The 24,889-nt window shown below is 72.0% G+C and carries 20 protein-coding genes and 1 pseudogene; 11 read left to right on the plus strand and 10 right to left on the minus strand.

Translation table 11 applies throughout. The features are described 5' to 3' along the window. Window positions 1-618, minus strand: a pseudogene (locus VMS22_06745) (ABC transporter ATP-binding protein). A 151-nt stretch (window positions 619-769) separates the two neighbouring features. Beyond that, the gene (locus tag VMS22_06750) at window positions 770-2,950 is read right to left on the minus strand and encodes a glycosyltransferase (GenBank protein ID HXJ33725.1); all 2,181 of its coding nucleotides are present in this window, start codon (window positions 2,948-2,950) and stop codon (window positions 770-772) included. Window positions 2,951-3,045: 95 nt separating this feature from the next. Here VMS22_06750 and VMS22_06755 point away from each other — a divergent pair, with 95 nt between their 5' ends. The 7 genes from VMS22_06755 to VMS22_06785 all read left to right on the plus strand — a co-directional run bounded on the left by VMS22_06755 (window position 3,046) and on the right by VMS22_06785 (window position 11,786). Continuing rightward, window positions 3,046-3,990 carry a glycosyltransferase gene (locus VMS22_06755; GenBank protein HXJ33726.1) on the plus strand — a complete coding sequence of 315 codons (945 nt, stop codon included), beginning with the start codon at window positions 3,046-3,048 and terminating at the stop codon, window positions 3,988-3,990. Beyond that, entirely contained in the window at window positions 3,987-4,820 is an 834-nt protein-coding gene (locus VMS22_06760) for a glycosyltransferase (protein ID HXJ33727.1), read from the plus strand. Before VMS22_06755 ends, VMS22_06760 begins: the two co-directional genes overlap by 4 nt. Continuing rightward, complete coding sequence (locus VMS22_06765) at window positions 4,817-6,439, plus strand: sulfatase (protein ID HXJ33728.1); 1,623 nt, start codon at window positions 4,817-4,819, stop codon at window positions 6,437-6,439. Before VMS22_06760 ends, VMS22_06765 begins: the two co-directional genes overlap by 4 nt. Before the next feature lie 4 nt (window positions 6,440-6,443). After that, the gene (locus VMS22_06770) at window positions 6,444-7,361 is read left to right on the plus strand and encodes a glycosyltransferase (protein ID HXJ33729.1); all 918 of its coding nucleotides are present in this window, start codon (window positions 6,444-6,446) and stop codon (window positions 7,359-7,361) included. A gap of 93 nt (window positions 7,362-7,454) precedes the next feature. Continuing rightward, entirely contained in the window at window positions 7,455-8,372 is a 918-nt protein-coding gene (locus VMS22_06775) for a phytanoyl-CoA dioxygenase family protein (GenBank protein HXJ33730.1), read from the plus strand. After that, window positions 8,353-10,212, plus strand: coding sequence for a sulfatase (locus tag VMS22_06780; GenBank protein HXJ33731.1), 1,860 nt, complete (start codon window positions 8,353-8,355; stop codon window positions 10,210-10,212). The genes VMS22_06775 and VMS22_06780 overlap by 20 nt, the downstream gene beginning before the upstream one ends. Next, the gene (locus tag VMS22_06785) at window positions 10,209-11,786 is read left to right on the plus strand and encodes a sulfatase (protein HXJ33732.1); all 1,578 of its coding nucleotides are present in this window, start codon (window positions 10,209-10,211) and stop codon (window positions 11,784-11,786) included. Before VMS22_06780 ends, VMS22_06785 begins: the two co-directional genes overlap by 4 nt. A gap of 4 nt (window positions 11,787-11,790) precedes the next feature. On the opposite strand, the gene VMS22_06790 is transcribed toward VMS22_06785, so the two are convergent. From VMS22_06790 to VMS22_06825, 8 genes are read right to left on the minus strand one after another with little or no spacing between them, the layout of a single operon-like run. Continuing rightward, window positions 11,791-12,336 (minus strand): hypothetical protein, encoded by a 546-nt coding sequence (locus VMS22_06790; protein ID HXJ33733.1) that lies wholly within the window; start codon window positions 12,334-12,336, stop codon window positions 11,791-11,793. Beyond that, on the minus strand, window positions 12,329-14,416 hold the full coding sequence (gene fusA, locus VMS22_06795; protein ID HXJ33734.1) for an elongation factor G: 2,088 nt from the start codon (window positions 14,414-14,416) through the stop codon (window positions 12,329-12,331). Before fusA ends, VMS22_06790 begins: the two co-directional genes overlap by 8 nt. Beyond that, on the minus strand, window positions 14,406-15,197 hold the full coding sequence (locus VMS22_06800) for a type III pantothenate kinase (GenBank protein ID HXJ33735.1): 792 nt from the start codon (window positions 15,195-15,197) through the stop codon (window positions 14,406-14,408). The genes fusA and VMS22_06800 overlap by 11 nt, the downstream gene beginning before the upstream one ends. A 45-nt stretch (window positions 15,198-15,242) precedes the next feature. Continuing rightward, entirely contained in the window at window positions 15,243-16,229 is a 987-nt protein-coding gene (locus tag VMS22_06805) for a biotin--[acetyl-CoA-carboxylase] ligase (GenBank protein HXJ33736.1), read from the minus strand. Between the two features lie 3 nt (window positions 16,230-16,232). Continuing rightward, on the minus strand, window positions 16,233-16,559 hold the full coding sequence (locus VMS22_06810; GenBank protein HXJ33737.1) for a pirin-like C-terminal cupin domain-containing protein: 327 nt from the start codon (window positions 16,557-16,559) through the stop codon (window positions 16,233-16,235). Window positions 16,560-16,569: 10 nt separating this feature from the next. Next, window positions 16,570-17,424, minus strand: coding sequence for a carboxylating nicotinate-nucleotide diphosphorylase (gene nadC, locus VMS22_06815; GenBank protein HXJ33738.1), 855 nt, complete (start codon window positions 17,422-17,424; stop codon window positions 16,570-16,572). Next, window positions 17,421-20,036, minus strand: a complete 2,616-nt coding sequence (gene valS / locus VMS22_06820) for a valine--tRNA ligase (protein HXJ33739.1) — start codon at window positions 20,034-20,036, stop codon at window positions 17,421-17,423. Before valS ends, nadC begins: the two co-directional genes overlap by 4 nt. Before the next feature lie 47 nt (window positions 20,037-20,083). Beyond that, window positions 20,084-20,446, minus strand: a complete 363-nt coding sequence (locus VMS22_06825) for a DUF423 domain-containing protein (GenBank protein HXJ33740.1) — start codon at window positions 20,444-20,446, stop codon at window positions 20,084-20,086. 82 nt (window positions 20,447-20,528) lie between these two features. Between VMS22_06825 and VMS22_06830 the strand changes: the two genes are divergently transcribed. Genes VMS22_06830 through VMS22_06845 form a run of 4 tightly spaced genes read left to right on the plus strand, consistent with a single transcriptional unit; the run spans window position 20,529 to window position 24,866 of the window. Next, window positions 20,529-21,398, plus strand: coding sequence for a fumarylacetoacetate hydrolase family protein (locus tag VMS22_06830; GenBank protein ID HXJ33741.1), 870 nt, complete (start codon window positions 20,529-20,531; stop codon window positions 21,396-21,398). Then, complete coding sequence (locus VMS22_06835) at window positions 21,398-21,547, plus strand: hypothetical protein (GenBank protein ID HXJ33742.1); 150 nt, start codon at window positions 21,398-21,400, stop codon at window positions 21,545-21,547. The genes VMS22_06830 and VMS22_06835 overlap by 1 nt, the downstream gene beginning before the upstream one ends. Before the next feature lie 46 nt (window positions 21,548-21,593). After that, window positions 21,594-22,799 carry a metallophosphoesterase gene (locus VMS22_06840; GenBank protein ID HXJ33743.1) on the plus strand — a complete coding sequence of 402 codons (1,206 nt, stop codon included), beginning with the start codon at window positions 21,594-21,596 and terminating at the stop codon, window positions 22,797-22,799. Between the two features lie 9 nt (window positions 22,800-22,808). Next, window positions 22,809-24,866, plus strand: coding sequence for a hypothetical protein (locus VMS22_06845; protein ID HXJ33744.1), 2,058 nt, complete (start codon window positions 22,809-22,811; stop codon window positions 24,864-24,866). Window positions 24,867-24,889 lie beyond the last annotated feature (23 nt).

The raw sequence follows: 24,889 nt of genomic DNA on the forward strand, positions 1-24,889 counted from the left end.
GAGCCAGAGTCCCCGGCGACAGAAACGCTTCACCGCGTCGGTGGCGTGCGACACGAAGAGCAACGTCGTCCCCCGGTCGACGAGCTGGCGGATGCGCCGCATGCACTTGTGCTGAAAGTACGCGTCACCCACCGCGAGCGCCTCGTCGACGATCAGGACGTCGGCGTCGACGTGGGCCTGTACCGCGAAGGCCAGCCGGACCATCATGCCGCTCGAGTACAGCCTCACGGGCTGGTCCAGAAATTCACCGATGTCGGCGAAGGCGGCGATGTCGTCGAACCGGCGCGCAACCTCGGCGCGCGGCATGCCGAGGACGGCGCCGTTGAGGAACACGTTCTCCCGGCCGGTGAACTCCGGATTGAAACCGCTCCCGAGCTCCAGCAGCGCCGCCACCCGACCCGTCACGAGGCACTCGCCCGTGGTGGGCGCGAGCGTCCCGGCGAGAATGTGCAGCAGCGTGCTCTTGCCGCTGCCGTTGCGTCCCACGATCCCGACCGCCTCCCCGCGTCCGACTTCGAACGTGACGTCGTGCAACGCCCAGAACTCGCGTCCGAACGTCCGTCCGAACCGCCACAGGAGCTGCTCTTTCAGCCGCTCGTGTGGCCGATCGTAGAGCATGTAGCGCTTGCCGAGGCCCCGCACGGCGATCGCCACGTCGGCGCGTGTCTGCGTGGAATCGCGCTCGACGGGCGCGACGGTGCTGCGAGCGGTCACGTCATGGCGCAGATGCTGGAAAAGCGCGCCCACGTCAATCTGACGAGCCCCGCCGTCACACGCCGAGCAATCGCCGCACGCCCCGCCTGAGATTCGCCGATCGGAGGAGGAGCCGGCCCGCGGCGGAGCGCCGGAAGCGCTCGACGAGACGACCGCCCAGCTCGGCGTCGTATCGAGACGACACGCCCCACGGAAGGTCGGGCTCGACGTCGGGATGGTTCCACTTCCAGCTCGGTCCGTTCGCGTTGAGCAGATTCGTGAGCTCCGGGCCCCATTCGCGGTACACGTCGGGATGCAGGTTCGCCAGCATCTCGTGCGAGTAGAGGAAGGCGTCGGAGCGCATCTGGCGGAACATCGACTCCGGCCGAATCCGATAGCGGACGAGCGCGTGAGGAAGGCTGACGCCCAGCGCCCCCGCCAGGACGAGCCGCAGCCACGATTCGTGATCCTCCAGGCCGTGCTCCATTTCCTTCCGATTCTGCCCGTGGCGGAGGAACCACGCGCGGCGCGCGACCACGAACGGGTTCAGCATGTTGTGCCCGAGGAGATAGGGCAGCTCGGCATTCCACGTCGGCCAGATCCCGGCGTGCGTGCCGAAGTACCGCACCCACGAGTACACGAAGCCGACGTTCTCGAACCGCTGGAGTACGTCGACGCACCGACCGAAGAACTCGCGCTCGACCAGGTCATCCGCGTCGACGAACGCGATGAATTCCCCGCGCGCGGCGGCCGCCCCGGCGTTGCGCGTGGGACCGAGGCCCTGATTTCTCGTCCGGACGACCCGGTAGCGCGTATCGCCTTCGAGCTGCTCCGCGAGCGCCCGGCTCGCTGGATCGTCGCTACCGTCGTCGACGATCACGACCTCGCGCGGGGTGTACGTCGAGGCCTCCACGCTCGCGAGCGTCTCGGGCAGGTAGGCGCCCAAGTTGTAGAAGGGAATCACGATCGACAGGAGGCCCCTCTGCTCGCCGGCGGCGGCGCCGGGCGCAGGTGCCGGTCGTGTCGTCGTCGTCGGAAAGAGACGGCGGGTCTCGCGCGCGACGCGTGCGCGCTCGTAGTGCTCCACGCGTGCCGCCAACACCGTCTCGGGTGCACACAACGCCTCGATCCGGGCGCGCGCCGCCGACCCGATCCGCGCATGCCCCGCAGCGTCGAGCGAGAGGACGTCGCCGAGCTTGCGTTCGAAGTCGCCTTCGAGCGTCCAATCGAACACGAAACCGGCGATGCCGCCGTCGGCGATCATTTCGGCTTGCCCGCCGGCGGTGGACGCCAGGACGACCTGCCCCATCCCCATCGCTTCCATGCAGGTGTTCGGGAAGTTCTCCCACACCGACGGCACGAGGACCGCCCACGCCTCGCTCATGAGCCGCAGCGCCTCGGGCCGCGGAACGGCATCGGACCAACGGAGACGGCCGTCGGCGAACCAACGTCCGTACAGCTTGCGCAGATACCCATGAACCGTCGTCGCCCGTGGTGCGTAGCCCAGATCGCCACCCACGAGCGTCAACCGAAACGTGTGGCCGCTGTCCCACAGGCGGTCGCACGCCTGGACCAGCGGCAACACGCCCTTGCGCGGCTCCAGGCGGCCCACGGCGACCAGCTCGCCTGGTCGCGGACGGACGACCGGTCGCTCGCCGAGCACGAGGGGATACGGCACGCACGCGATCTCGAGGTCGCGTCCGATCGCACGCCGGACCCAGGCCGCGAGGTAGTGGCTCGGCGAGACGAGCGCGTCGGCGGCGACCACGCAGAACTTCTCCATCTGCCCGGTCCAGTAGTCGGGGAGCTTGAAGCGTGGCTCCTGGTTCGCCTGCGCGATGCCGAAGCGGGGGCTGTGAAGGTGGACGACGATCGGCGTCGTGCCGAGACAGGTCCGCTCGGTGAGCTTGCGCTGCAGGAGGTAGTACGGCAGCGCGAGATACTCCTGCGATTCGATGACCCCCGGCGCTCCGACGTCCGCTGCGTGCTGCAGGACCCGCGTCGCGATCTCGTAGCTCATCGCGGCTGGCGGCGAGAGCACGTCGTAGGGATTGGGATCGTCGCGCACCCCACGGCCCCCTAGATCCACTACGGTGATCCCGGCCGCGGCTCGACGCTGTCGGCTCGGTACGCCGCCGTTGAAGATCGTGACCTCGTGCCCGCGCGCGGCGAGCAGCCGTGCGTAGCCGTCGACGTAGGTCGCGATGCCGCCGGCGGTCTCGGGCGGGAGCTCCGACGTCAGCAACCAGATGCGCATCGACCGGGCGCCGCGAGTAGCACGTCCCCGGGAGAGCGGCAACGCGGGCACGTGCGCTTGACGCGTGGCGAGGCCACCCAGTAGATCGAACCGAGTTGGCCGTCGCGAGCGTCGTCATCTGCACCCACAACCGCGCCGATCTCGTCGCCCACGCCGTCGGCGCGGCGCTGCCGCAGGTGCGCGCGTGCGGCGGCGAGGTGATCGTGGTCGACAACGCCTCGACCGACGCGACGCCGACGGTGCTGCGCGACGTCAGCCGCACGTACGGCGACGCCGTCCGCATCGTCGAGGAGCCGCGGCTCGGCCTGTCCGTGGCGCGGAACCGTGGCCTGCACGCGGCGCGCGGTGACGTCGTCGCCTACCTCGACGACGACGCCGTGCCGCGCCCCGGCTGGCTCGCCGCGCTGGTCGCGCCGTACGACGATCCGAAGGTGGTGGCGGTCGGCGGCCGCATCGTGCTGCGCTTCGCGGGCGCGCCGCCGCCATGGCTCTCGACCGAGATCTACGCCGCGCTCTCCGCGTACGATCTCGGGCCGATCGCGGGGCCCGTCCGCTACGGCCATGCGACCTATCCATTCGGCGCCAACATCTCGTTCCGCGTCGCGGCCGCGCGCGCGGCCGGCGGCTTCTCGTCCACCGTCGGCCCGCTCGGCCGCCACCAGCTCGTGCACGACGAGACCGACCTCTGCTACCGCCTCGAGCACGCGGGCGGCGTCGTGTGGTACACTCCGGATGCCGTCGTCGACCATCACGTCGTCCCCGAGCGGCTGTCGCCGCGCTGGATGCTGCGGCGGCACTGGGCCGGCGGGCAGTCGGCCGCCGTCTTCATCCTGCGCAACCGCGGCGTGCTGCGCGCGGTCTGGCGCCTGTGGTGGCTGTACTGGGGCGCGCTGACCGCGTTGCCGTACGACACCCGCGAGCCGATCGATCCGGGCCGCTTCGCACACGAGTGCCGGCGCCGCGAGGCGCTCGGCTACGTCACCGGGCTGGTCCGCGCCCTCCCGCGCCTGGCCGAGCTGCGTCGCGACCTCGCGGCATGAGCGATCCCGTCGTCTCGGTCGTGACGCCCGTGCTCGACGCCGGGCGCGACCTCGCCGACGCGCTCGGCAGCGTCGCGGCGCAGACGTTCACGCAGTGGGAGCACGTCGTCGTCGACGACGGCTCGACCGACGGCGAGACGGCGCGCATCCTCGAGCGCGCCCGCACGCGCCCGGGAGTGACGGTGATCCGCACCGAGAACCGCGGGCCCGCCGCGGCGCGCAACCTCGCCATCGAGCGCGCGCGCGGGCGGTACGTCCTCCCGCTCGACGCCGACGACCATCTGGCGCCGGCGTTCCTGGCGAAGACCGTGCCCGTCCTCGATTCGCAGCCGGCGATCGGGGTGGTGCATACGTGGGTCGCGCTCGTCGGCGGCCATCAGGGCGTGTGGAAGACCGGGCCGTTCGAGCTCCCCGCCCTTCTCGCCCGCTGCACCGTGCACGTGACGTGTCTCTTCCGCCGGAGCCTGTGGGCCGACGTCGGCGGCTTCGACTCGCGATACGTCGAGAGCGCCGAGGACTGGGATTTCTGGATCGGCGTCGCGGGGCGGGGCACGAGAGCCGTCTGCGTGCCGGAGGTCCTCGCCTACTACCGCCGCACGGCGCGCAGTCGCGAGCGCGCCGCGCGTGCGCCGGGCGTCTCGGGCAAGCTCATGCGGCAGCTCGCCGAGAAGCACCGGGCCCTCTATGAAGCCCATCTGCCGGACGCGCTGGGGCTCGTCTACGACGAGCTCGCGCGCGTCAGCGACACGCTCGAGCGGATCTACGCCCATCCGGCGGCGCGGCTCGCGCTCCGCCTGCGCGACGCGGTCCGCAAGCGCGACGAGCCATGAGCCGCGCCCTGCCGATCGCCTGCACGCTCGCCGTGCTCGCGGGCATGCTCGGCGTCGCCGGGCTCGACGCCTGGCGCGAGGCCGTGGCGCAGGGCTGGATCGAGGACGGCTACCGCCATCTGGTCGCCGACGCGTTCTGGGACCGCTTCGACCACGTGGCGCCGATCGGGCTGGGCGTGCTCGTCGGGCTGCTGCTCCTGGTGGCCGCGATGCGCCGCCGCGTGTCGGCGTGGCGCGAGCTCGCCGTGCCGCTCGTCCTGGTCGCCTTCGTCGCGGGCAGCCGCGGGATCGCCCAGGCGTACGATCTCTTCCGTGGTCGCGGCCCGAACGTCGTCCTCATCTCCATCGACACGCTGCGCGCCGATCGGCTGGGCACGTACGGCTACGGGCGCCCGATCAGCCCGGCGCTCGACGCCCGCCTCTCGGCCGAGGGCGTCGTGTTCGAGGACGCGTGGAGCCAGTCGCCGAAGACGACGCCGTCGCACATGACGATGCTCACCTCCCTCTATCCGTCGGTGCACGGCGTTCCCCTGTGGATGGGAGCCGGTGCCGCGCCTGCCCTCAATCCGCGCGTCGTGACGCTCGCCGAGGTCCTGAAGAATGCGGGCTACGCGACCGCCGCATTCACCGGCGGCGCGCACATGCACCGCGATCGCGGCTTCGGCCAGGGCTTCGACGTCTACAAGCACGGCGATCAGTTGAGCCGCACCCTCGCGTTCCTCGACGCGCGGGGCCGGCAGCCGTTCTTCCTCTTCTTCCACACCTACGAGGTGCACGATCCGTACACGCCGCCGCCCGAGGTGGCGGCGCGCTGGGCGTCGGACCCGGTGCCCGCGATCGCCGACGCGGTGGCGAAGGTTCGCGACGGCGTCTCGGGGTGGCCGCAGGCGCACAAGATCTTCTGGCAGCCGGTCGACCCGACCGACGCTCGGCACGTCCGCTACGTGTCCGACCTCTACGACGCCGGCATCAACAAGATGGACGCCGGCACGCTCCCGGCGCTCCTCTCGAAGCTGGACGCCCTCGGCCTCGCGAACGACACGCTCGTCGTCTTCACGTCCGACCACGGCGAGGCGTTCCAGGAGCACGGCACGTTCCTGCACGAGGACCTGCACGTCGAGACGCTGCACGTGCCGCTCGTGCTCCGCTTCCCGCAGCGGCTGCCGGCGGGCCTGCGGGTGAGGACGCCGGCGCGCCTCCTCGACGTGACGCCGACGATCCTGGACCTCGTGGGCCTTCCCATCCCGGCGCAGGCCGAGGGCGTGAGCCTCGCTCGCATCGCACGCGACCGCCCGGACGCGGCGGTCCCGGACGTCGTCTTCTCGGAGTACAGCGACGACGCGACGGGCCGGGTCTTCGAGAGCATCCGCCGCGAGCCGTGGGTGCTGGTCCGCGACGGTGCCGCCGTGCAGCTCTTCGATGCCAGCAGGGACGGCGGCGAGCGCCGCGACCGCGCCGCGGCCGATCCCGCGCGCGTGGCCGCTCTGCGTACCGAGCTCGACCAGTGGCACGACGCCAGCCGGCGCCTCGCCCAGCGCTACGGCCCGCGCGCCGGCGACGTCGCGGCGCCGTCGAAGGAGACGGTCGACCAGCTCCGCGCGCTCGGCTACGTCGAGTGACGGCGTGCCGCGCGTCAGCATAGTCCTCGCGACCCACAACCAGGCCCGCTGGCTTCCCGAGACGATCGCCAGCGTGCGCGCGCAGACGCTCACCGACTGGGAGCTGCTTCTGGTCGACGACGGCTCGACCGACGACACCGCCGAGGTCGCCGCGCGCGCCGTCACCGACAAGCGCATCCGCTATCTCCCGGGTGCGCGGCGCGAGCGCGCCGCCGCTCGCAATCGCGGCATCGCCGCCGCCAAGTCGAATCTGGTCGCCTTCCTCGACGGCGACGACCTCTGGCATCCCGAGAAGCTCGCGCGCCAGACGGCCGCGCTCGAGGCCGTGCCGGACGCCGGGCTCTGCTACACCGTCGCGCGCTACGTCGACGCGGCCGGGGCGCGGCTCCGCATCCGGCGGCCGCCCGTCCCGCTCGAGGGCGAGATCTTCCCCGCGCTCATGCGAGCGAATCGCATGATCCTCGCTTCCGTTCTGGTGCGGCAGTCGGCCCTCGACGAGGCGGGCGCCTTCGACGAGCGGCTTCCGGTCTTCGGCTGCGAGGACTGGGATCTCTGGCTGCGCATCGCGCGGTTCTTCCCGGTCGTCGCGGTGCGGGACGAGCTCACGTACTACCGGCGCCACGCGGGCAACACCGCGCGCGCACGCGTGCTCGAGAGCGGCCTCGCCGTCGTCGACAAGCACTACGCCGACCCGACGACGCCGGCGATCGCGCGCCTCTCCTGCAGCGCGGCGCGTGCCCGGCTGCTGTGGTACCACGCCGGCGCGGCGGTGGAGGACCGCCGGACGACCGGGCTCGCGCTCGCTGCGCGCGCGGTCGCCGCCGCGCCGTCGTCGCTCGCGAGCCGTCCCGCCGCGGGCGCGCTCGCGACGCTCGCGCTCCCCAAGCTCGTGCTTCGCGCGCTCGGCCGGTTGCCCGGTTGAATCCCGTGTGAGAAAAGCGCGCGCGTGGGGCTGCTCCTGCCGTACGGGATGCGCTCGCGCCTGCATCACGCGCGCACGGGCTTGGAACGGGGAGTGCGAAGCCTTCTCTTCGGCGGCACGCCGTCCTGGCAGCGCCATCCGAACCGGCTCCCGTGGTTCGACCAGCCCGACGCGATGGACGAGGCGATCCGCCGCGCCCGGAGCGCGGACGAGCGCGCGACGCTCGAGAGTTGGGTGCGCGACGGCTACGTCGTGCTGCGCGACGTCCTCGAACCGGCCGACATCGACGCGATGATCACGACGCTCGACGGCCTGTGGGACGCGCCGGCGCCGATCGCGAACCTCGACCTGCTCGATCTGCGCGATGCGCCCGACGCCCCGCCCCGGGCCGTGCCACACACGACTCTGCTCGGGCTCCCGCAAGAGCAGCGCGCCCGCATGCGCGCCCACTCCGACTGGCGCATCCACGGCTTCCATTACGTGAACGCGCCCGCCCACCGGATCTTCCACAGCGAGCGCCTGCGCGCCGCGGTGACCCAGATCCTGGGACGCCGCGCACGGCCGTTCGCCGCCATCAACTTCATGGCCGGCAGCCAGCAGCACCTGCACCAGGACATGGCCGTCTTCCACATCTATCCGCACAACCTCCTCGTCGGCGCATGGATCGCGTGCGAGGACATCAAGCCCGAGAGCGGTCCGCTCGTCATCTACGCGGGCTCGCACCGGGCGGGGATGTTCCCCGGGTTCACCGACTACCCGCAGACGAACCTCCGCACCGTCGACGCCACCACCGCGGCGTCCTATCAATCGTGGGTCGACGACCTCGCGACGCGCTTCGCACGCCACGAGTTCCTCGCCCGCAAGGGCGAGGTCCTGCTCTGGCACGGCATGCTGATCCACGGCGGCGCCCCGGTCGGCCGCCGCGGCACGTCGCGCAAGTCGTTCGTCCTCCACTACACCGTACGCGGCGCGGATCGGGCGCGCGAGGTCCGTGGTCCGTTCAACTGGTAGCGCGCGACGTCTGTTCGCCGTGCTCGCGCTCGCGGCGAGCGTCGCCTGCCACCGCGACGCGCCGCTGGGGCCGACGCTCACGGTGGAGGACGTGGTCCAGCACCTCGATGCGGATCTCGGCGGCGGCGAGCGGGAGCTGGTCGACCCCGGTGACGCGCTCCGCGGCGACGGCGCCCGCACCGGCCTCGTCCTCGCACCCGGCGCCAAGACGAGCGTGCGCGTCGCCGTGCCCGAGCGCGCGGCGCTGCGCTTCGGCGTCGGCGTCGCCGGCGACAAGACGCGGGACGATTCCCGCACCGGCGTGCGCTTCACGCTCACGGTCGACGGCACGCCGCTCTTCACGCGCACGGTGAATCCCGCCGGTGATCGTCGCGACCGCCGCTGGTTCGACGAGCGCATCGACCTGGCGGCGTACGCGGGGCGGTCGGTCGAGATCGCGCTCGCCGTCGAGGCCGAGGCACCCGGCAAGCCCGTCGCGGGCACCGCGGCCTGGAGCCGCGTGCGGGTCGTGCAGGCGACGGCGCTCGAACGACAGCGCAGGGCGTCCGATCGGCCCAACGTCGTCGTGCTCCTGGTCGACACGCTGCGCGCCGACGCGGTCGGTCTCTATGGGGCGGGCCCCGGCGCCTCGCCGGCGCTCGATGCCCTCGGGGCCCGCGGCACGGTGTTCGCCACCGCCGTCAGTCAATCGTCGTGGACGCTGCCGTCGGTCGCGTCGATCATGACGGGCCTGCCCTCACGCCGGCACGGCGCCGTCGGCGAAGCCGAGCACGGAGCGAACCATGCTCACGCGCGGTGGGGCTTCCTGGCCGATCACCTGACGACCTGGGCCGAGGCGGCGGCCCACGCGGGCATCACGACCTTCGCCGCGTCGGCGAACCCGCTCGTCTCGGTGGGCACGAACCTCGCGCAGGGTTTCGAGACGGTCGTCGAGCTGCCGTGGGATCCGGACGGGCACGACTGGGCGTCGGCGGAGGAGGTGAACGGCGCGTTCCTCGCCTGGCTCCCGCGCCGCGAGGGCTACCGCTTCGTCGCGTACCTCCACTACATGGAGCCGCACGATCCCTACACGCCGCCCGCCGCGCGCACAGCGCCCACCGGCGTGCGCCCGGCGATCGCCAGCGGCTGGGTGCGCGACGCCGCCAATCGCATCAACTGGAGCGGCGGCGATAAGCTGACGGCCGACGAGGTGGCGTACCTCCGGACCCGCTACGCGGGCGAGGTGCAGGCGTGGGATCGCGCCTTCGGCGCGCTCACGACCGCGCTCGCCCGCGCCGGTCTCGACCGGGACACCATCATCGTCGTGACCGCGGATCACGGTGAGGAGTTCCAGGAGCACGGGCGCCTCACACACGGCTCGCATCTCTACGAGGAATCGATCCGCGTGCCGCTCGTGCTGGCGGGTCCGGGCATTCCGGCGCAGCGGCGCAGCGACGTCGCACAGGGGATCGACCTCTTCCCGACCCTCGCCCGCGTGCTCGGGACCGACGTGCCGCCCCACCTGCCGGGTCGCGATCTCCTGGGCGCCCCCGACGAACGCCCGGCGATCGTCGAGACGGCGAGCGGGATCGGGCCCGACGGCAGCGCGGTCAGTCTGGTCGCACTCCGCACGGCGCGCTGGAAGCTCGTGCAGACACCGCGCCTGGGTCGCAACGAGGTGTACGACCTCGAGCACGACCCGCGCGAGCAGACCGATCGCAGCCAGGCCGCACCCGAAGCGGCCGCGCTCCTGGCGGCGCTCGAGCTCTGGCGGGGCCAGGCGCCGGCCGCCGCCACGGTCGCGGGCACGAGCGATCCCGGCTTCGCCGCGAAGCTGCGCGCGCTGGGGTACGCGGAGTGACCCGCGCCCTCGTCCTGCTCCTCCTCGCCGCCGCCTGCCGCCCCGACTGCACGCCCGAGCAAGGGAAGGAGGCGCCGATCGTCCTTCTCGTGACCGTCGACACGCTGCGCGCCGATCATCTGGGGGCATACGGAAGCGCACGCGTGCACACGCCCGAGTTCGATCGACTCGCCGCCGAGAGCCTGCTCTTCGAGCGCGCGTACGCGCAGGCGAGCATCACGCTGCCATCGCACGTGAGCCTGCTCACCTCCACGCCCCTCGCGACGCATGGCGTGCTCTCGAACAAGGATTCGACACCGCCCGAGGTCGCCACTCTGCCGGGCGAGTTCGCGCGCGCGGGCTACCACACCGCAGCGTTCGTGAGCGCGTACCACCTCGGCCCCCAGATGGTCCTCGGCCGCATGCTCGATCGGCTGGAACGTTTCGAGGCGCCCGAACGCATCTCCCACCCGCGGCGGGCCGACGATACGACGGATCGCGCGCTCGCGTGGATTCGCGGCGTCTGCCGCGAGCCGACCTTCGCCTGGATCCACCTCTGGGATCCGCACATGCCCTACACGCCGCCGTCGCCCTTCGACCGCACCTACTACCGCGGCGATCCGCGCGATCCCGCTCACGACACCATGGCCGGCGTGCAGCTCGATTGGGCCCTCTACGACCTATCGAAGCTCCGCGTCCACCTCGGGCCCCATGCCGGAGTCCTGCGCGACCTCAAGCAGCGTTTCACGACCAACAGCCGTGGGGCCCGCCGTCTCCTGCTCTGGCCCGACACCTCCCCGCCGGGCCGCTACCGCGAGGTCGTCGGTCTCGTGCAGCGACCCGCGGCCGAGCTGCGCCGCGAGCTCCCCTATGGTCCGGGCATCGCCGGGTTCCTCGAAGGACTGCGCGACCTCGAGTATCCCCGCGCGCAATACGCCGGCGAGGTGTCGTGGGTGGACAGCCAGGTCGGCCGTCTGCGCGACACCCTCGTCGCCTGGGGGCTGACGGATCGGACGATCCTCGTGGTCACCGCCGACCACGGCGAAGGGCTCGGCGAGCACGGTGTCTATTTCTCGCACGTCGGCACGTGGGAGGAGATGCTGCACGTCCCGATGCTCGTCTGGGCCCCAGGCCGTCTCGCCCCGGCGCGGCGCTCGGATCTCGCGAGCGGCCTCGACGTCGCGCCCACCCTGCTCCAGCTCGCCGCTCTCGCCCCGCCACCGACCATGCAGGGTCGGGACCTCGTCGCATCGCATGCGCCGGCCGCGCCGCTCGTCCTCGAGCAGGTGAAGGGCACGCAGGTGGCGCTCCGAGACGACCGCTGGAAGCTCGTCCGGACCCTCCACACCTTTCGGCACAACGACGCGTTCGATCGCGAGGCAGGCACGATCGAGCTGTACGACGTGGTTTCCGACCCCGGTGAGCGCACCGATCGGGCGCGCGACGCGCCCGCCGTCGCCACGCAGCTGGGCGCGATCCTGGACCGCTGGCTCGCCGCCCACCAGGTCGATGGCGACGGGTACGGTCGCGCTGCCCGGACCACGACCACGCCCGAGCAGCGCGATCGGCTCCGCGCGCTCGGCTACGCGGACTGACCCCTCATTGCTTGCGCTCGCGGCGCTCGAGGACGAGCCGGCGCGCGTGGTTCAGCACGCCGTCGGGCAGGTCGCGCGACTTCGCCATGCGCGCGAGGTCGTGCTCCATCAGCGTCGGCAGCAGGCCGATGGCGGCCGGCAGCGGCGTCTTCGGGTTCTTCACGAGCGCGACGCGGACCTGGTAGTTCCGCATCCACTCCTTCTTGTCGGCGATCGTCCGGAGCTGCTCTTCGTCGGTCAGCCGGTTCTGCGCGATCATCGCGATCTCCTGCTCGGTGATGCGCGGGTTGTAGAGGACGTAGCGCCGCACGACCTTGTTCGAGTCGTGCGTCAGCAGGATGCGCGCCTCCTTCCCGCCCAGCATGGCGAGCTTCACCTTCTCGACGACGTTCATGCGGCTGATCTGCACCGCGATGCTCGGCAGCGGCGCCTTGGGCGGCGGGATGTCCTCGCGCAGGAAGTCGACCGGGATCCAGATGTCCTCGGCCGTGCCGTTCTTCACCCGCTCGGCGGCGTCCTCCGCGAGGAGGTCGTCTTCGCTGTCAGCCATGTTTCTCGGCGCGGGCCGCCTGGGCTTCCTTGATGACCTTGTCGGCGATGTGCGGGGGGACTTCGTCGTAGTGGGCGAGCTCCATCTCGAAGTCGCCGCGCCCCTGCGTCATCGAGCGGAGGTCGGGCGCGTAGCGCAGGACCTCTGCCAGCGGGACGTTGGCGCGCACCATCTGCTGGCCGATGCCCTTCGGCTCGGCGCCGAGCACGCGACCGCGCCGGCTGTTCAAGTCGCCGATGATGTCGCCCATGAACTCGTCGGGCACCGTCACGCTGAGCAGCATGATGGGCTCGAGCAGCACCGGGCGCGAGTCCTCGAACGCCTTCTTGAACCCCAGGTGCGCGGCGATCTTGAACGACATCTCCGAGGAGTCGACGTCGTGGTAGGACCCGAAGTAGAGCTTCGCCTTCAAGTCGACGATCGGGTAGCCGGCCAGGATCCCCTGCGGCAGCATCTCGCGCACGCCCTTCTCGACCGCCGGAATGAACTGGCGCGGGATCGTCCCCCCCACGATCGCGTCCTCGAACTCGAAGCCGGCGCCGCGCGCGAGCGGCGACAGCTCGAGCCAGCAGTCGCCGTACTGGCCGTGCCCGCCGGTCTGACGCTTGTGCTTGCCCTGCGCCTTAGCCGTGCCCTTGATGGTCTCGCGGTACGGTACCTTCGGCGCCTTCAGCTCGACCTCGACGCCGAACTTGCGCCGCAGGCGTTCGACCGCGACCTCGATGTGGAGCTGACCCGTTCCGGAGACGACGAACTCCTTGGTCTGCTCGTCGCGGTGAACGCGTAGGGCCGTGTCTTCTTCCATCAGGCGGTGCAGCGCGCTCATCACCTTGTCGTCGTCGGCCTTGTTCTTGGCGGAGAGCGCGAACGAGATCGCCGCCGGCGAATCCGGCGTGGGCGGGTAGACGATGGGGTTGCGCTCGTCGGCGAGCGTGTCGCCGGTCGCCGTGTCCTTCAGCTTCGCGAGCGCGATGATGTCGCCGGCGATCGCCAGCGGCACCTGGCTCTGCTTCTTGCCTTCGAGCTTGAGCAGATGCCCGAGCCGCTCCCGCGCGTCACGATAGGTATTGTGCACGTCGAGGTTGGGCGTGGCCTTCCCCGACACGATGCGGATCACCGACAGCTTGCCCGCGAAGGGATCGACCACCGTCTTGAAGACGAACGCCGAGAACGGCGCGGCCGGATCGGGCGCGCGCTCGATCTCGTCGCCGGTCTTGGGGTTCGTGCCCTTCCACGGCGGCAGCTCGCCCGGCGACGGCAGGAGATCGACGGTGGCGTCGAGCAGCGCGTGGAGGCCGATCCCCTTCGCGCCCGCGCCGCACAGGATCGGCAGGAACTTGCCGGTACGTGTTCCCTCGCGCAGCCCCGCCCGCAGCTCGTCGGGCGAGAGCTCGGTGCCTTCGAGGTACTTCTCGAGCAGGTCGTCGTTCGCCTCGGCGATCGTTTCGACCAGCTGATCGCGCGCGGCGGCGATCTCGTCGGCGAGATCGGCGGGCGGCTGCGTCTCCTGGACCGCGTCGCCCTGGTAGACCCACGCCTTCCCGGACAGGACGTCGACGACGCCCTTGAACTCCCCCTCGGCGCCGATCGGAACCTGGAGCACCGCGGGCTTCGCGCCGAGACTCTTCAGGTCCTCGAGCGCATTGTCGATGCGCGCCCGCTCGCGGTCGAGCCGCGTGACGAACCCGATCCGCGGCAGGTCGAGCTCCTCGCACCAGCGCCAGAGCTTCTCGGCCTCGACCTTGATCTCGCCCCCGCCCGAGCCGAGGACGAACACGGCGCCGCTCGCGGCGTACAGGCAGTTGCGCGAGTCGTGCAGGAACGAGGAGTAGCCCGGCGTGTCGATCACGTTGAGGTCGATCTTCTTCCAGGCGCAGTGGTGCAACCCCGCCGTGATCGAGCTGCGACGGCGCTGCTCCTCGGGCTCGATGTCGAAGGCCGACGAGCCGTCCTCCGTCCGGCCGATCCGCGTGACCCCGCCAGCCGCGAACAGGAGCGCGTCCGACACCAGCGTCTTTCCGACGCCGCCCTGCCCGACGACGGCCACGTTGCGGAGCTTGCGCGGATCGTCAACTGCCATCCTGTCCTCCGTTGCGTGCGCAGTTGCGCATATGGATGATGCGCAGGCCTTCGAGCGTCAGGAACTCGTCGACCGTCTCGATCGTGGTGGACCCGCCGGCGACGAGGGCGCCGAAGCCGCCGGTCGCGAGCACGCGGGCGTCGGCATCGTTCTCCTCGCGGATGCGCGCCACCAACCCGTCGACGAGCGCCGTGTACCCGTTCACCACGCCCGACTGGATCGCGTGCACGGTGTTCTTGCCGACCACGCGCGGCGGCCGCACCAGGTCCACCTTCGGGAGCTTCGCCGTGCGCGAGCCGAGCGCCTCGAGCGAGATGCCGATGCCCGGCACGATGACCCCGCCCAGGTACTCGCCCTTGCGGGTCACGTAGTCGAACGTGGTGGCGGTCCCGAAGTCGATCACGATGGCGGCGGTGTGCACGCGCTCGTAGGCCGCCACGGCGTTCACGATGCGGTCGGCGCCGACCTCCTTCGGGTTGTCGGACAGAATCGGCATGCCGGTCTTGGTGCCCGGGCCGACCCACAGAGGCACGTGCCCGAAGAACTTCCGGCACAGCTCCTCGACCGTGTGATTGATCGGCGGGACCACGCTCGAGACGATGACGCCCGAGATCGCCGTCGGCGAGAGCCCCGCCGCCGTGAAGAGCCCCAACAGCAACGCCGCATACTCGTCGGCCGTTCGCTCCGCGAGCGTCTGCACCCGCCAGTGCTGGGCGAGACGTTCGCGGTCGTACACCCCGAGCTTCGTGTGGGTGTTGCTCACATCGATCGCGAGCAGCATCGGACGGCGGACCATAGCCCCGGCGGAAGCCGGGCCGCAAGCCCGCTACGTGCCGTAGCCGTCCCGGATCGTGACCTCGCCGGCGACCACGCGGCGGGCGGTCCCCTCCGCGTCCACGAGACGCAGCGCGCCGTCGTCGTCGAGCCCCTCGACGCGTCCGCCGAGGTCGCCCTCCGGGGCGCGCACGACGACCGTGCGGCCCGTCAGGGCCGACAGCCCTTCCCACTCGGGGCGAAGCGGCCCGAAGCCGCCGTCGGCGAACCGTCGGTAGTAGGTCTCGAGCGTCGCGAGGAGCCGCGCCATGAACGCCACCCGATCGACCGGGCGCCCGGTCGCGATCGCGAGCGACGTGACCTTGTCCCGCAGGTCGTCGGGGAACGCATCGGCCGGCGCGTTCACGTTGACGCCGATGCCGGCCACGACGAAGTGCACCCGCTCGAGCTCCGCCTCCATCTCGGTGAGGATGCCGACGATCTTGCGGCCGCCGACGAGGACGTCGTTGGGCCACTTCAGCATCGGCGCGAGCCCGGTCGCCTCGCGCACGGCGACGGCCACCGCGAGCCCGAGGACGAGCCCGAGCTGCGGCACGACGCCCGGCGCCAGCGCCGGGCGCAGTACCAGCGAGCAGTACACGTTCACGCCCGGTGGCGAGTGCCACGAGCGGCCGAGTCGCCCCCGCCCGGCCGTCTGGGCCTCGGCGACGACGGTCGTTCCCTCGGCCGCGCCCGCGCGGGCGAGGTCGCGCGCCGCCCGCTGCGTCGAGTCGATCTCGCCGTGCCACTCGATCCGGCGCCACGTCCCCGTGAGGTGCGGCCCGAGCTCCACGGCGTCGAGGCGATCCGGCGTTCCCGCCAGCACGTAGCCCTGGGCGTGGCGCGCGTCGATCGTGTACCCCCGCCCGCGCAGGGCTTCCACGTGCTTGAAGACGGCGGCACGCGACACCCCGAGGCGCTGCGCCAGCTCCTCGCCCGAGAGGGGTGCGCTCGCGGCCCGCAGCCAGGCGAGGATCTGGTCGGCCGCGCCGGAGGGCATCGCTCAGGCGAGCCGGCCCATGCGCCCGCTCTGGTAGTCGGCGATCGCCTGGCGGATCTCCACGGGGCTGTTCATGACGAACGGGCCGCTGCCGACGATCCGCTCGTCGATGGGTTCGCCGGCCAGCAGGAGGGCCGTCGCATCCTGGTCGCAGCCGACCGTGACGTCCTTGCCCGCGCGATCGAAGAGCCCGACCTCGGCCGCGCCCATCGCTTCCGACTCGCCGACGCGAACGGCGCCGCGCAGGACGACGAGCGCGGTCGTGTAGCCGTCGGGGACCGGCAGCTCGCTCCGCTTCCCGGCGGCCAGGCGGAGATCCCAGACGTTCATGGCCGCCTCGTCATGGCCGGAGCGGTTCGAGCTTGAGGCTGATGTCGACCGCCGGCGCCGAGTGCGTGAGCTGGCCCATCGCCACGTACCCTACGCCCGTCGCGGCGACGGCGGGAAGGTTCTCCAACGTGATGCCGCCCGAGGCTTCCAGCGGGACGCGTCCGGCGACGAGCGCCACGGCCTTGCGCATGTCGTCGGGCGTCATGTTGTCGAGCAGGATGAGATCGGGCTTGGCGGCGACGGCGCGCTCGACCTCGGCCAGCGTGCGCGCCTCGACCTCGAGCGGCAGGGACGCGAAGCGCGTCCGGGCCGCGTGGACTGCGGCATCGAAGTTGCCGCCGCCCAGCGCCAGGTGGTTGTCCTTCACCAGGATGGCGTCGTCCAGGCCCATGCGATGGTTCGTTCCGCCGCCGCAGCGCACGGCGTACTTCTCGAGCAGGCGGAGACCCGGGACGGTCTTGCGCGTGTCGCGCACGACGAGCTTCGTGCCCCGCACCTTGTCGACGCACGCGCGCGTGAGCGTCGCGACGCCCGAAAGGTGCTGGAGGAAGTTCAAGGCCAGGCGCTCGCCCGCGAGGAGGGAGCGCGCCGTGCCCTCCAGCACGGCGAGCACGGTGCCCGGCTGCACGACGTCGCCGTCGGCGGCGTGGAGCGCGATGGCGACGCCGCCCAGGCGCGCGAAGACGCGCTCGGCGAGCGGCAGGCCGCAGACGACCAGGCGCTGCTTCGCCAGCAGCCTGCCGCGCGCGCGGGCGGTCTCCGGGACCGTCGCCTCCGACGTGCGGTCCCCGTGGCCGACGTCCTCGCGCAGCGCCAGGTCGAGCAGCGCCGTCACGCGGGCATCGTCGAAGACGGGGTCGCTCACGCCTCGGCCACCTCCACGAAGGCGATCTCCGGCACCTCGAACACGTCGTCAGCGAGATCGGGCTTCGGTCCGAGCGTGTGCGCCTCGACCCGGGCCGACGCCATGACGTCGCCGATCGCCGGCGCGAGCCGCGCGAGCGTCGCCGGGCTGGCGCGCAACGTCACCGTGCGCACCCCGCGACCGACCGACACGCCGCCCTCGGACTTGCCCTTGTTGATGGCCGCGAGACACGCGACGGCGGCGTCGAAGATGCCGGCGTCGGCCGGGGCCGCGATGCCCGCGAAGTCGGCCGTGCCCGGCCACGGAGCGCGATGGATGCTCGCGTGCCCGCTCTCTTCGGCGAAGGCCCACGACCAGACTTCCTCGGTGATGTACGGGAGGACGGGCGCGAACAGGCGCAGCAACACGCCGAGCCCCAGGCGCAGCGCCGCGATCGCCGAGCCGCCCTGCGCGTCGCGCGCCCGCACCTTCACCAGCTCGAGGAACGTGTCGGTGAAGTCGCGCCAGAAGAAGGACTCGGTCTCGGCGAGCGCGTGCGCGAACTCGAACTCCTCGTAGAGCGCGGTCACGCGCTCGACCAAGGCGCGGAGGCGGTGGACGAAGGCGCGATCGAGCTCCGCGTCGATCGGCGCGACGTCGCCCTCCTGCTGGAGCACGAACTTGCCGGCGTTGAAGAGCTTGGTGGTGAGGCGCTTCCCCACCTTGAAGACCTTGTCGTCGAACGCCGTGTCGGTGCCGAGCCGCGCCGACGCCGCCCAGTAGCGGACGCCGTCGGAGCCGTACTCGTCGAGCAGGTGCATGGGCGTCACGACGTTGCCGCGGCTCTTCGACATCTTCTTGCGGTCGGGGTCGAGGATCCACCCGGATATGACGGCGTGCTTCCACGGGATCGCCTGCTCGTGCAGGAGCGCCTTCACGATCGTGTAGAACGCCCAGGTGCGGATGATCTCGTGGCTCTGCGGGCGCATGTCGGCCGGGAAGAGCCGCCGGTGGCGCTCGGGGTCGAGCTCCCATTTCGAGCTGATCTGCGGCGTGAGCGAGCTGGTGAACCAGGTGTCGAAGACGTCGGGGTCGGCGGTGAAGCCGCCCGGACGGTCGCGCTGCTCGGCGCGGTAGCCCGCCGGCACGTCGGTCGTGGGATCGACCGGCAGCGCCGCGCGCGCCGCCACGATCGGCCGCTCGTGGTCCGGATTCCCCTCCGCGTCGAGCGGATACCACACCGGGATCGCGGGCCCGAAGTACCGCTGGCGCGACACGCACCAGTCGACGTTCAGGTTCTCGGTCCAGTTGCGGTAGCGCAGCCGCATGAAGTCCGGGTGCCAGCGGATCTCGTCACCCTTGGCGAGGAGCGCGTCCTTCTTGTCGAGGAGGCGCACGAACCACTGCCGGCTGGATACGAACTCGAGCGGCCGGTCGCCCCTCTCGTAGAACTTGACCGAGTGCTCGATCGGCTTCGGATCGCCCTGCAGCGGCGCGCGACCGCCCGCCGGCTGGCGCAGCATCTCGACCACGACCTGCCGCGCCCCGCCGACGCCCTTCATGGCGATGCGTGCATACGCCGCATTGGCCGCCGCCGCATCGACGCTCTCCCACCCGGGCGTCCCGAACTCGACCGGCACGAGCCGGCCGTCGCGCCCCACGATCTGGCGGAGCGCGAGCTTCTGCTCGCGCCACCACAGGACGTCGGTCGCGTCGCCGAACGTGCACACCATGAGGATGCCGGTGCCCTTCTCCGGATCGGCGAGCTCGCTCGGGAAGATCGGCACGGGGACGCGGAAGATCGGCGTGATCGCGCGCTTGCCGAACAGCCCCTTGTAGCGTGCGTCGCCCGGATGCGCGGTCACGCCGACGCAGGCGGCGAGCAGCTCGGGCCGCGTCGTCGCGATCACGAGGTCGCCCCCGCCCTCGACGTCGAATGCGATGTGATGGAACGCGCCCTTCACCGGCCGGTCTTCGACCTCCGCCTGCGCGATCGCGGTCTGGAAGTCGACGTCCCACATGGTGGGCGCTTCGAGGCTGTAGAGGTGCCCCTTGTCCCACAGGTCGACGAACGAGAGCTGCGCCAGGCGACGGCAGTGGGTGTCGATCGTCGAGTACTCCTGCGCCCAGTCGACCGAGAGCCCGAGACGCCGGAAGAGCGCCTTGAAGGCCTTCTCGTCCTCCCCCGTGAGCTCGAGGCAGAGGTCGATGAAATCGGGACGCGAGACCAGGCGCGGCGGCTCCTTCGTCTTCTCCGGCGCCTGCTCGAGGCGGAGATTGCCGACGACGGGCGTCTTCGGATCGCAGCGCACGTTGAAGTAGTTCTGGACGCGCCGCTCGGTCGGCAGGCCGTTGTCGTCCCACCCCATCGGGTAGAAGACGTTGTCGCCCCGCATGCGGCGGTAGCGGGCGATGACGTCGGCGTGCGTGTAGCTGAACACGTGCCCCACGTGCAGCGAGCCGGAGACGGTGGGCGGCGGGGTGTCGACGACGAACGTCTCGGCACGCGGCCGCGAGGCGTCCCAGGCATACGCGCCCAGACGATCCCAGTGCTCGTGCCAGCGGGCCTCGGCCGCGGCCGACTCGAAGTGCTTCGGGAGCGTCGTCGGATCGATCGCTCGGACGCGGGGCATAGAGGGGGTCTGATACCAAAGGCCCGGGGACAGGCCAACGAGAGGGCCTAGCCGCGGAGCGCGGCCCGGACGAGCACGGCCCAACCGGCGAGGAACGCGAGCCCGCCGATCGGCGTGATCGCGCCAAGCCCTCGCACGCCCGTCACGGCCAGCAGGTAGAGGCTCCCCGAGAAGACGACGATGCCGAAGGCGAAGAGCCACCCGGCCGTCGCGGCCGAGCGCCAATGCGGCGTCGCGAACGCCACCGCGATGATCGCGAGCGCGTGGTACATCTGGTAGCGCACGCCGGTCTCGAAGATGGCCAGCATCTCGGGCGTCAGCCGATTGCGGAGGCCGTGCGCGCCGAACGCGCCGAGCGCCACGGCTAGCATGGCCGCCGTCGCACCCAGCGCCATGAACGACCGCTCCATGCGGCCTCCCTTACCGCGCCGCGGGCGCAGGCGCGAGCGGCGGCGCTTGACGCGCGTCCGACGATGGCGGAACCCTGCGCCCATGAAGCTCGCCACCTTCACGCACGACGAGCGGACGCGCCTCGGCGTCGTCACCGGCGACGAGATCGTCGACCTCGCCGCCGCGGCGCCGGGCCTGCCGCAGGAGATGCGCGCGTTCCTCGATGCGGGTGCCGCCGCGATGGACGCCGCGCGGTCTGCCGCCGCGGCGACGGGGCATCGGCTCCCCCTCGCCCGCGTCACGCTCGAAGCGCCGATCCGCCGTCCGCCCGAGATCCTCGCCGTCGGCCTCAACTACCGCGACCACGTCGAGGAGGCGAAGCTGCCGCTCCCCGAGTTCCCGCTCTTCTTCAACAAGCAGACGGCGAGCGTCACCGGCCCGTACGACCCGATCCACCTGCCGCGCGTCTCGAACAAGCTCGACTACGAGGGCGAGCTGGCGTTCGTGATCGGCAAGCGCGCCCGCCACGTGCGGAAGGAGCGCGCGCGCGAGTTCATCGCCGGGTATCTCGTCTGCGACGACGTCAGCGTGCGCGACTGGCAGTTCAAGGCGCCCACCTGGACGCTCGGGAAGTCGTTCGACACGCATTGCCCGCTCGGGCCGTGGATCGTCACGCCCGACGAGGTCGGCGATCCGCACGCGCTCGAGCTCCGGACCTGGGTCAATGGCGAGGAGCGCCAGCACTCGAACACGAAGCACCTGATCTTCGACTGCTACGATTGTGTCGAGACGCTCTCCACCGTCTTCACGCTCGAGCCCGGCCTGATCGTGACGACGGGCACGCCGTCCGGCGTCGGCGGCCCGCGCCGCATCTACCTGAAGGAAGGCGACGTCGTGCGCATCGACATCGAGCGCATCGGCGCGATCGAGAACCGGGTGGTGGCCGAGCCGGCCACGACGGTGACGGCGTGATGGCCCGCTTTCCGACTCCCATCCGCTTCGCCCACGCGGTCTTCCGCACTCCGCGCCTCGCCGAGATGACGCGCTGGTACGGGACCGTGCTCGGCGCGCACAAGGCCGGCGTGCCGGTCGAGGAGCTGGTCCAGCAAGGCTCCTGCTGAGGACCGCTCGCCCGATCGCGCCCGGCCCGCTAAGGTGGGCGAGCCCGTGCGCAACCTGCTGGCCCGCCACATCTTCCGTCACTACTGGGAAGCCTTCTGCATCGCCGCCGCGCTCGGCGAGTGGGGCCTCGCCTGCTGGGCGCTCGGCATCTCGGTCGGGCCCGTCGCCCACCTGGGCGCGATCGCCGGCCTGTTCGCGCTCAATCGTCTTGCCGCCGTCGCGTACGAGCGCGAGGACGACCGGGCGCCGATCCTCCACCGCTCGGGCGGCGTCGTCCTCGCCGCGGGGCTCGTCGCCTCCGGCGGCACCGGCGGCCTCGTCGTCGGTGCGGTCCTGTGGATGCTCGTCGTGCGCGCCGGCGGACTCAGCGCCGAGGCCGGCATGCTGACGCTGGTCCCGTCCGTGACGGCCGATCCCATCCATGCGGTGTTCGCGATGCTCGGCCTGGCCGGCGGCATGGGGCTCGTCGCCGACGGCTACCTGCGCGGCTACCGCCGGCTCACCGTCTCGCGCCTCGAGGTCACGCTGCCGCATCTTCCGTCCGCGCTGGACGGCCTCCGCGTCGTCCACGTGAGCGACCTGCACCTGGGTCCCCTCGCCCATCGCGCGACCGTGCGCGACGGGCTCGAGCTGGCGAACGCGGAGGCGCCGGACCTGGTGGTCGTGACGGGCGACATCGTGGACTCGCCGCACACCGATCTCGACTCGTGGCTCCCGGAGCTGGACCGCCTCACTGCGCGCCTCGGTGTCTTCGCCATCCTCGGCAACCACGACGGGCGGCTCGGCCACGCCGAGGTCGCGGCCGGGATCCACGCGCACACGCGCTGGCGCGTCCTGCGCGACGAGACGGCGCTCGTCGACATCGGAGGCGAGCGCCTCGCGATCGTCGGCCTCGAGGATCGGCCGGTGCCATGGGAGAGCGCCCGGCTGCCCGCGCTGGCCGCGACGCTGCCGCCGGCCGTTCCCGCGATCCTGCTCGCGCATCATCCGAAGGTGTTCCACGCCGCACGCGCCGCCGGGCTCCCGCTCACGCTCGCGGGGCACACGCACGGTGGCCAGCTCGCCGTGCCGGGGCTCCCCCGCCTCAACGCCGCTCGCGTGCTCATGACGCCGCTCGACGCCGGCACGTTCGTCGAGGACGGCTGCGTGCTGCACGTGAGCCGCGGCCTCGGGACGAGCGGCCAGCGCCTGCGGATCGGCGTGCCGCGAGAGATCACCGTCATCACCCTGCGCACGCCGGCCGACGGCTGATCACGGCTGGTGACGACCGGTACGCGACGCTTCGCGCTCTCGGTCGTCGGGTACGCCGTGCTGTTCGGCGTCCTGTTCGCGCCGTGGATCCGGATCGCCGCCGACGCGATCCCGGCGCAGCCGCACGCCGACGACGCGCGCGTCATCGTGTGGGTGATCGGGTGGGTGGCGCAGGCGCTGCGCACGGGGGCGCACGTCTTCGACGCCCCGATCAACTACCCGGCTCCGGCGCAGCTCACGGGCTCCGAGCACCTCGCGACGAGCCAGATCGTCGCGGCGCCCGTGTACTGGACGACCGGGAACGCCGCGCTGGCGACGAACGTCGCCACGATGGCGTCGTACCTGCTCGCGGCGGTGGTCATGGAACGGCTCGTGACGGCACTCGGCGCCGGCGCGGCCGTCGCGTGGACGGCGGGCGTCGTGTTCGCACTGGGGCCGCTGCGCGCACCCGCGAACGTGCAGACGCTGCAGTATGCGAACGTCTTCCTCGCGCTCGTCGCGCTGGCGCTCGTCCGGCTCCGCGATCAACCGAACGCCCGGCGTGCGATCGCGATAGGCGCCGCCGTGCTGCTGGGTCTCGTGAGCTCGTACTACATGGCGGTGCTCGTGCTCGTCATGGCCGCGGCGTGGATCGTGCTCGACGCGCCCCCGGGTGGGCGAGCGCGATACACGGCGCTCGCGGGGCTCGCGCTCGTCGCCTCCGTGGCGGTCCTCATGGTCGCGTCCCGTCCGTATTTCGCACGCGGCGCGGCGCTCGGCCCGATCCTGGATCAGATGTCGCAGACCGTCCGCGACGATGCCGCGCGCTACCGCGCCGAGCTCGTCGCGTTCGCGCCGTCGCGCTTCGGCGCGATTCCGCTCGCCCTCGCGGCGTTCGGCGTGCTCGGCCTGCTGCGTCCCGGACCGCCGCGCCGTCTCGCCGTGCTGGGAATCGCCTGTGCGCTCGTCGGGATCGTCTTCGCGCTGGGTCCGATGCAGCCGGCGTTCGGAATCGACCTGCCGCTGCCGTTCGCGCTGCTCACGGACTCGCCCCTCCGGTTCTTCCGTATGCCGGAGCGGTTCTTGGTCCTCGCGGGTTTCGGAACGGCGCTCCTGGCGGGCGCCGCCCTCGCCGCGATCCCCGGGCGCGCGGGAGCGGCAATCGCGCTGATCACGGCGGCCGCGGTGCTTGTCGATCGCGCGCCGGCCGTGCAAGCGTGGGCACCCGACCGCGTTATCGATCGCGCCACGCGGGGCGTCTACGCTCGCGTCGGGGCCGTCGCCGATTCGGGCGCGCTGCTCGAGCTGCCGCTCCAGGACCGCTCGTGGGCGCTTCTCGAGGTCGACGCGATGATCGGCGAGACGATCCACCACCGTCCGATCCTCACCGGCTACACGGGCTACCGCGCCGCGCACCGGCCGCTCCTCCTGTCGCTCATCGCGCGCCTGCCCGACGCCGACGCATGGGACGCGATCGTCGACCTCACGCACGTGCGCTGGCTCCTCCTGCGCCCGGCGGCCGCGTGGCGCGACGTCGCGACGCGGACCACCCTGCGCGCGATGGCGGGACAGGTCGTGTTCGACGAGGACGGATGGACGCTCGTGCGCGTCGCCCGAGCGCCGGAACGCGGAGCGTGGTTCGAAGCGCTCGCGTCCGGTCCGCAGCCGGGGCGCACCGTCCTCGGAGCGCCGCTGTCGGCGCTCGATCCGGGGCGGACACGCGCGGCGCTGTCGCTCGTCGAGGCGCCCGCTTCGGTCGAGGCGCGCGGGCTCACGGCGCCCGTCGTGCGCGTCGAGAACACGGGACAGACGCCGTGGCCCGTCGCCGTGCCGGCCGATCAGCCCGAGAGGTTCCGCGTCGCCCTGCTCGCCGAGTGGCGACCGGCGTCGGCTGCCGTCCCGCCGCCGCAATCCGTGCCGCTCCCGTGGGACGTCGCGCCGGCCGACGCGGTTCGCCTGGGCGCGCGCGTCGGGACGCCGTCGGAGCCGGGCGACTACGTCCTCGCGCTGCGCGTCGTGCAGGAGGGGTCGGCAGCTTTCGCGGATTCGCCGGCGCTCGAGATCCCATTCACCGTCGCGCCGCGTTGACACCCCACGGAGCCGTTGGTACC

The organism is Candidatus Eisenbacteria bacterium (assembly GCA_035577985.1).
Lineage (GTDB): Bacteria > Desulfobacterota > Binatia > DP-6 > DP-6 > DATJZY01.

Bases quoted from the DNA above. Each gene is read 5' to 3' on its own strand.
- VMS22_06750 (HXJ33725.1), bottom strand. From the start codon at position 2,950: ATGCGCATCTGGTTGCTGACGTCGGAGCTCCCGCCCGAGACCGCCGGC.
- VMS22_06800 (HXJ33735.1), bottom strand. From the start codon at position 15,197: ATGCTGCTCGCGATCGATGTGAGCAACACCCACACGAAGCTCGGGGTG.
- VMS22_06790 (HXJ33733.1), bottom strand. From the start codon at position 12,336: ATGGCTGACAGCGAAGACGACCTCCTCGCGGAGGACGCCGCCGAGCGG.
- VMS22_06760 (HXJ33727.1), top strand. From the start codon at position 3,987: ATGAGCGATCCCGTCGTCTCGGTCGTGACGCCCGTGCTCGACGCCGGG.
- VMS22_06835 (HXJ33742.1), top strand. From the start codon at position 21,398: ATGGCCCGCTTTCCGACTCCCATCCGCTTCGCCCACGCGGTCTTCCGC.
- VMS22_06830 (HXJ33741.1), top strand. From the start codon at position 20,529: ATGAAGCTCGCCACCTTCACGCACGACGAGCGGACGCGCCTCGGCGTC.
- VMS22_06825 (HXJ33740.1), bottom strand. From the start codon at position 20,446: ATGGAGCGGTCGTTCATGGCGCTGGGTGCGACGGCGGCCATGCTAGCC.
- fusA (HXJ33734.1), bottom strand. From the start codon at position 14,416: ATGGCAGTTGACGATCCGCGCAAGCTCCGCAACGTGGCCGTCGTCGGG.
- VMS22_06765 (HXJ33728.1), top strand. From the start codon at position 4,817: ATGAGCCGCGCCCTGCCGATCGCCTGCACGCTCGCCGTGCTCGCGGGC.
- valS (HXJ33739.1), bottom strand. From the start codon at position 20,036: ATGCCCCGCGTCCGAGCGATCGATCCGACGACGCTCCCGAAGCACTTC.
- VMS22_06805 (HXJ33736.1), bottom strand. From the start codon at position 16,229: ATGCCCTCCGGCGCGGCCGACCAGATCCTCGCCTGGCTGCGGGCCGCG.
- VMS22_06810 (HXJ33737.1), bottom strand. From the start codon at position 16,559: ATGAACGTCTGGGATCTCCGCCTGGCCGCCGGGAAGCGGAGCGAGCTG.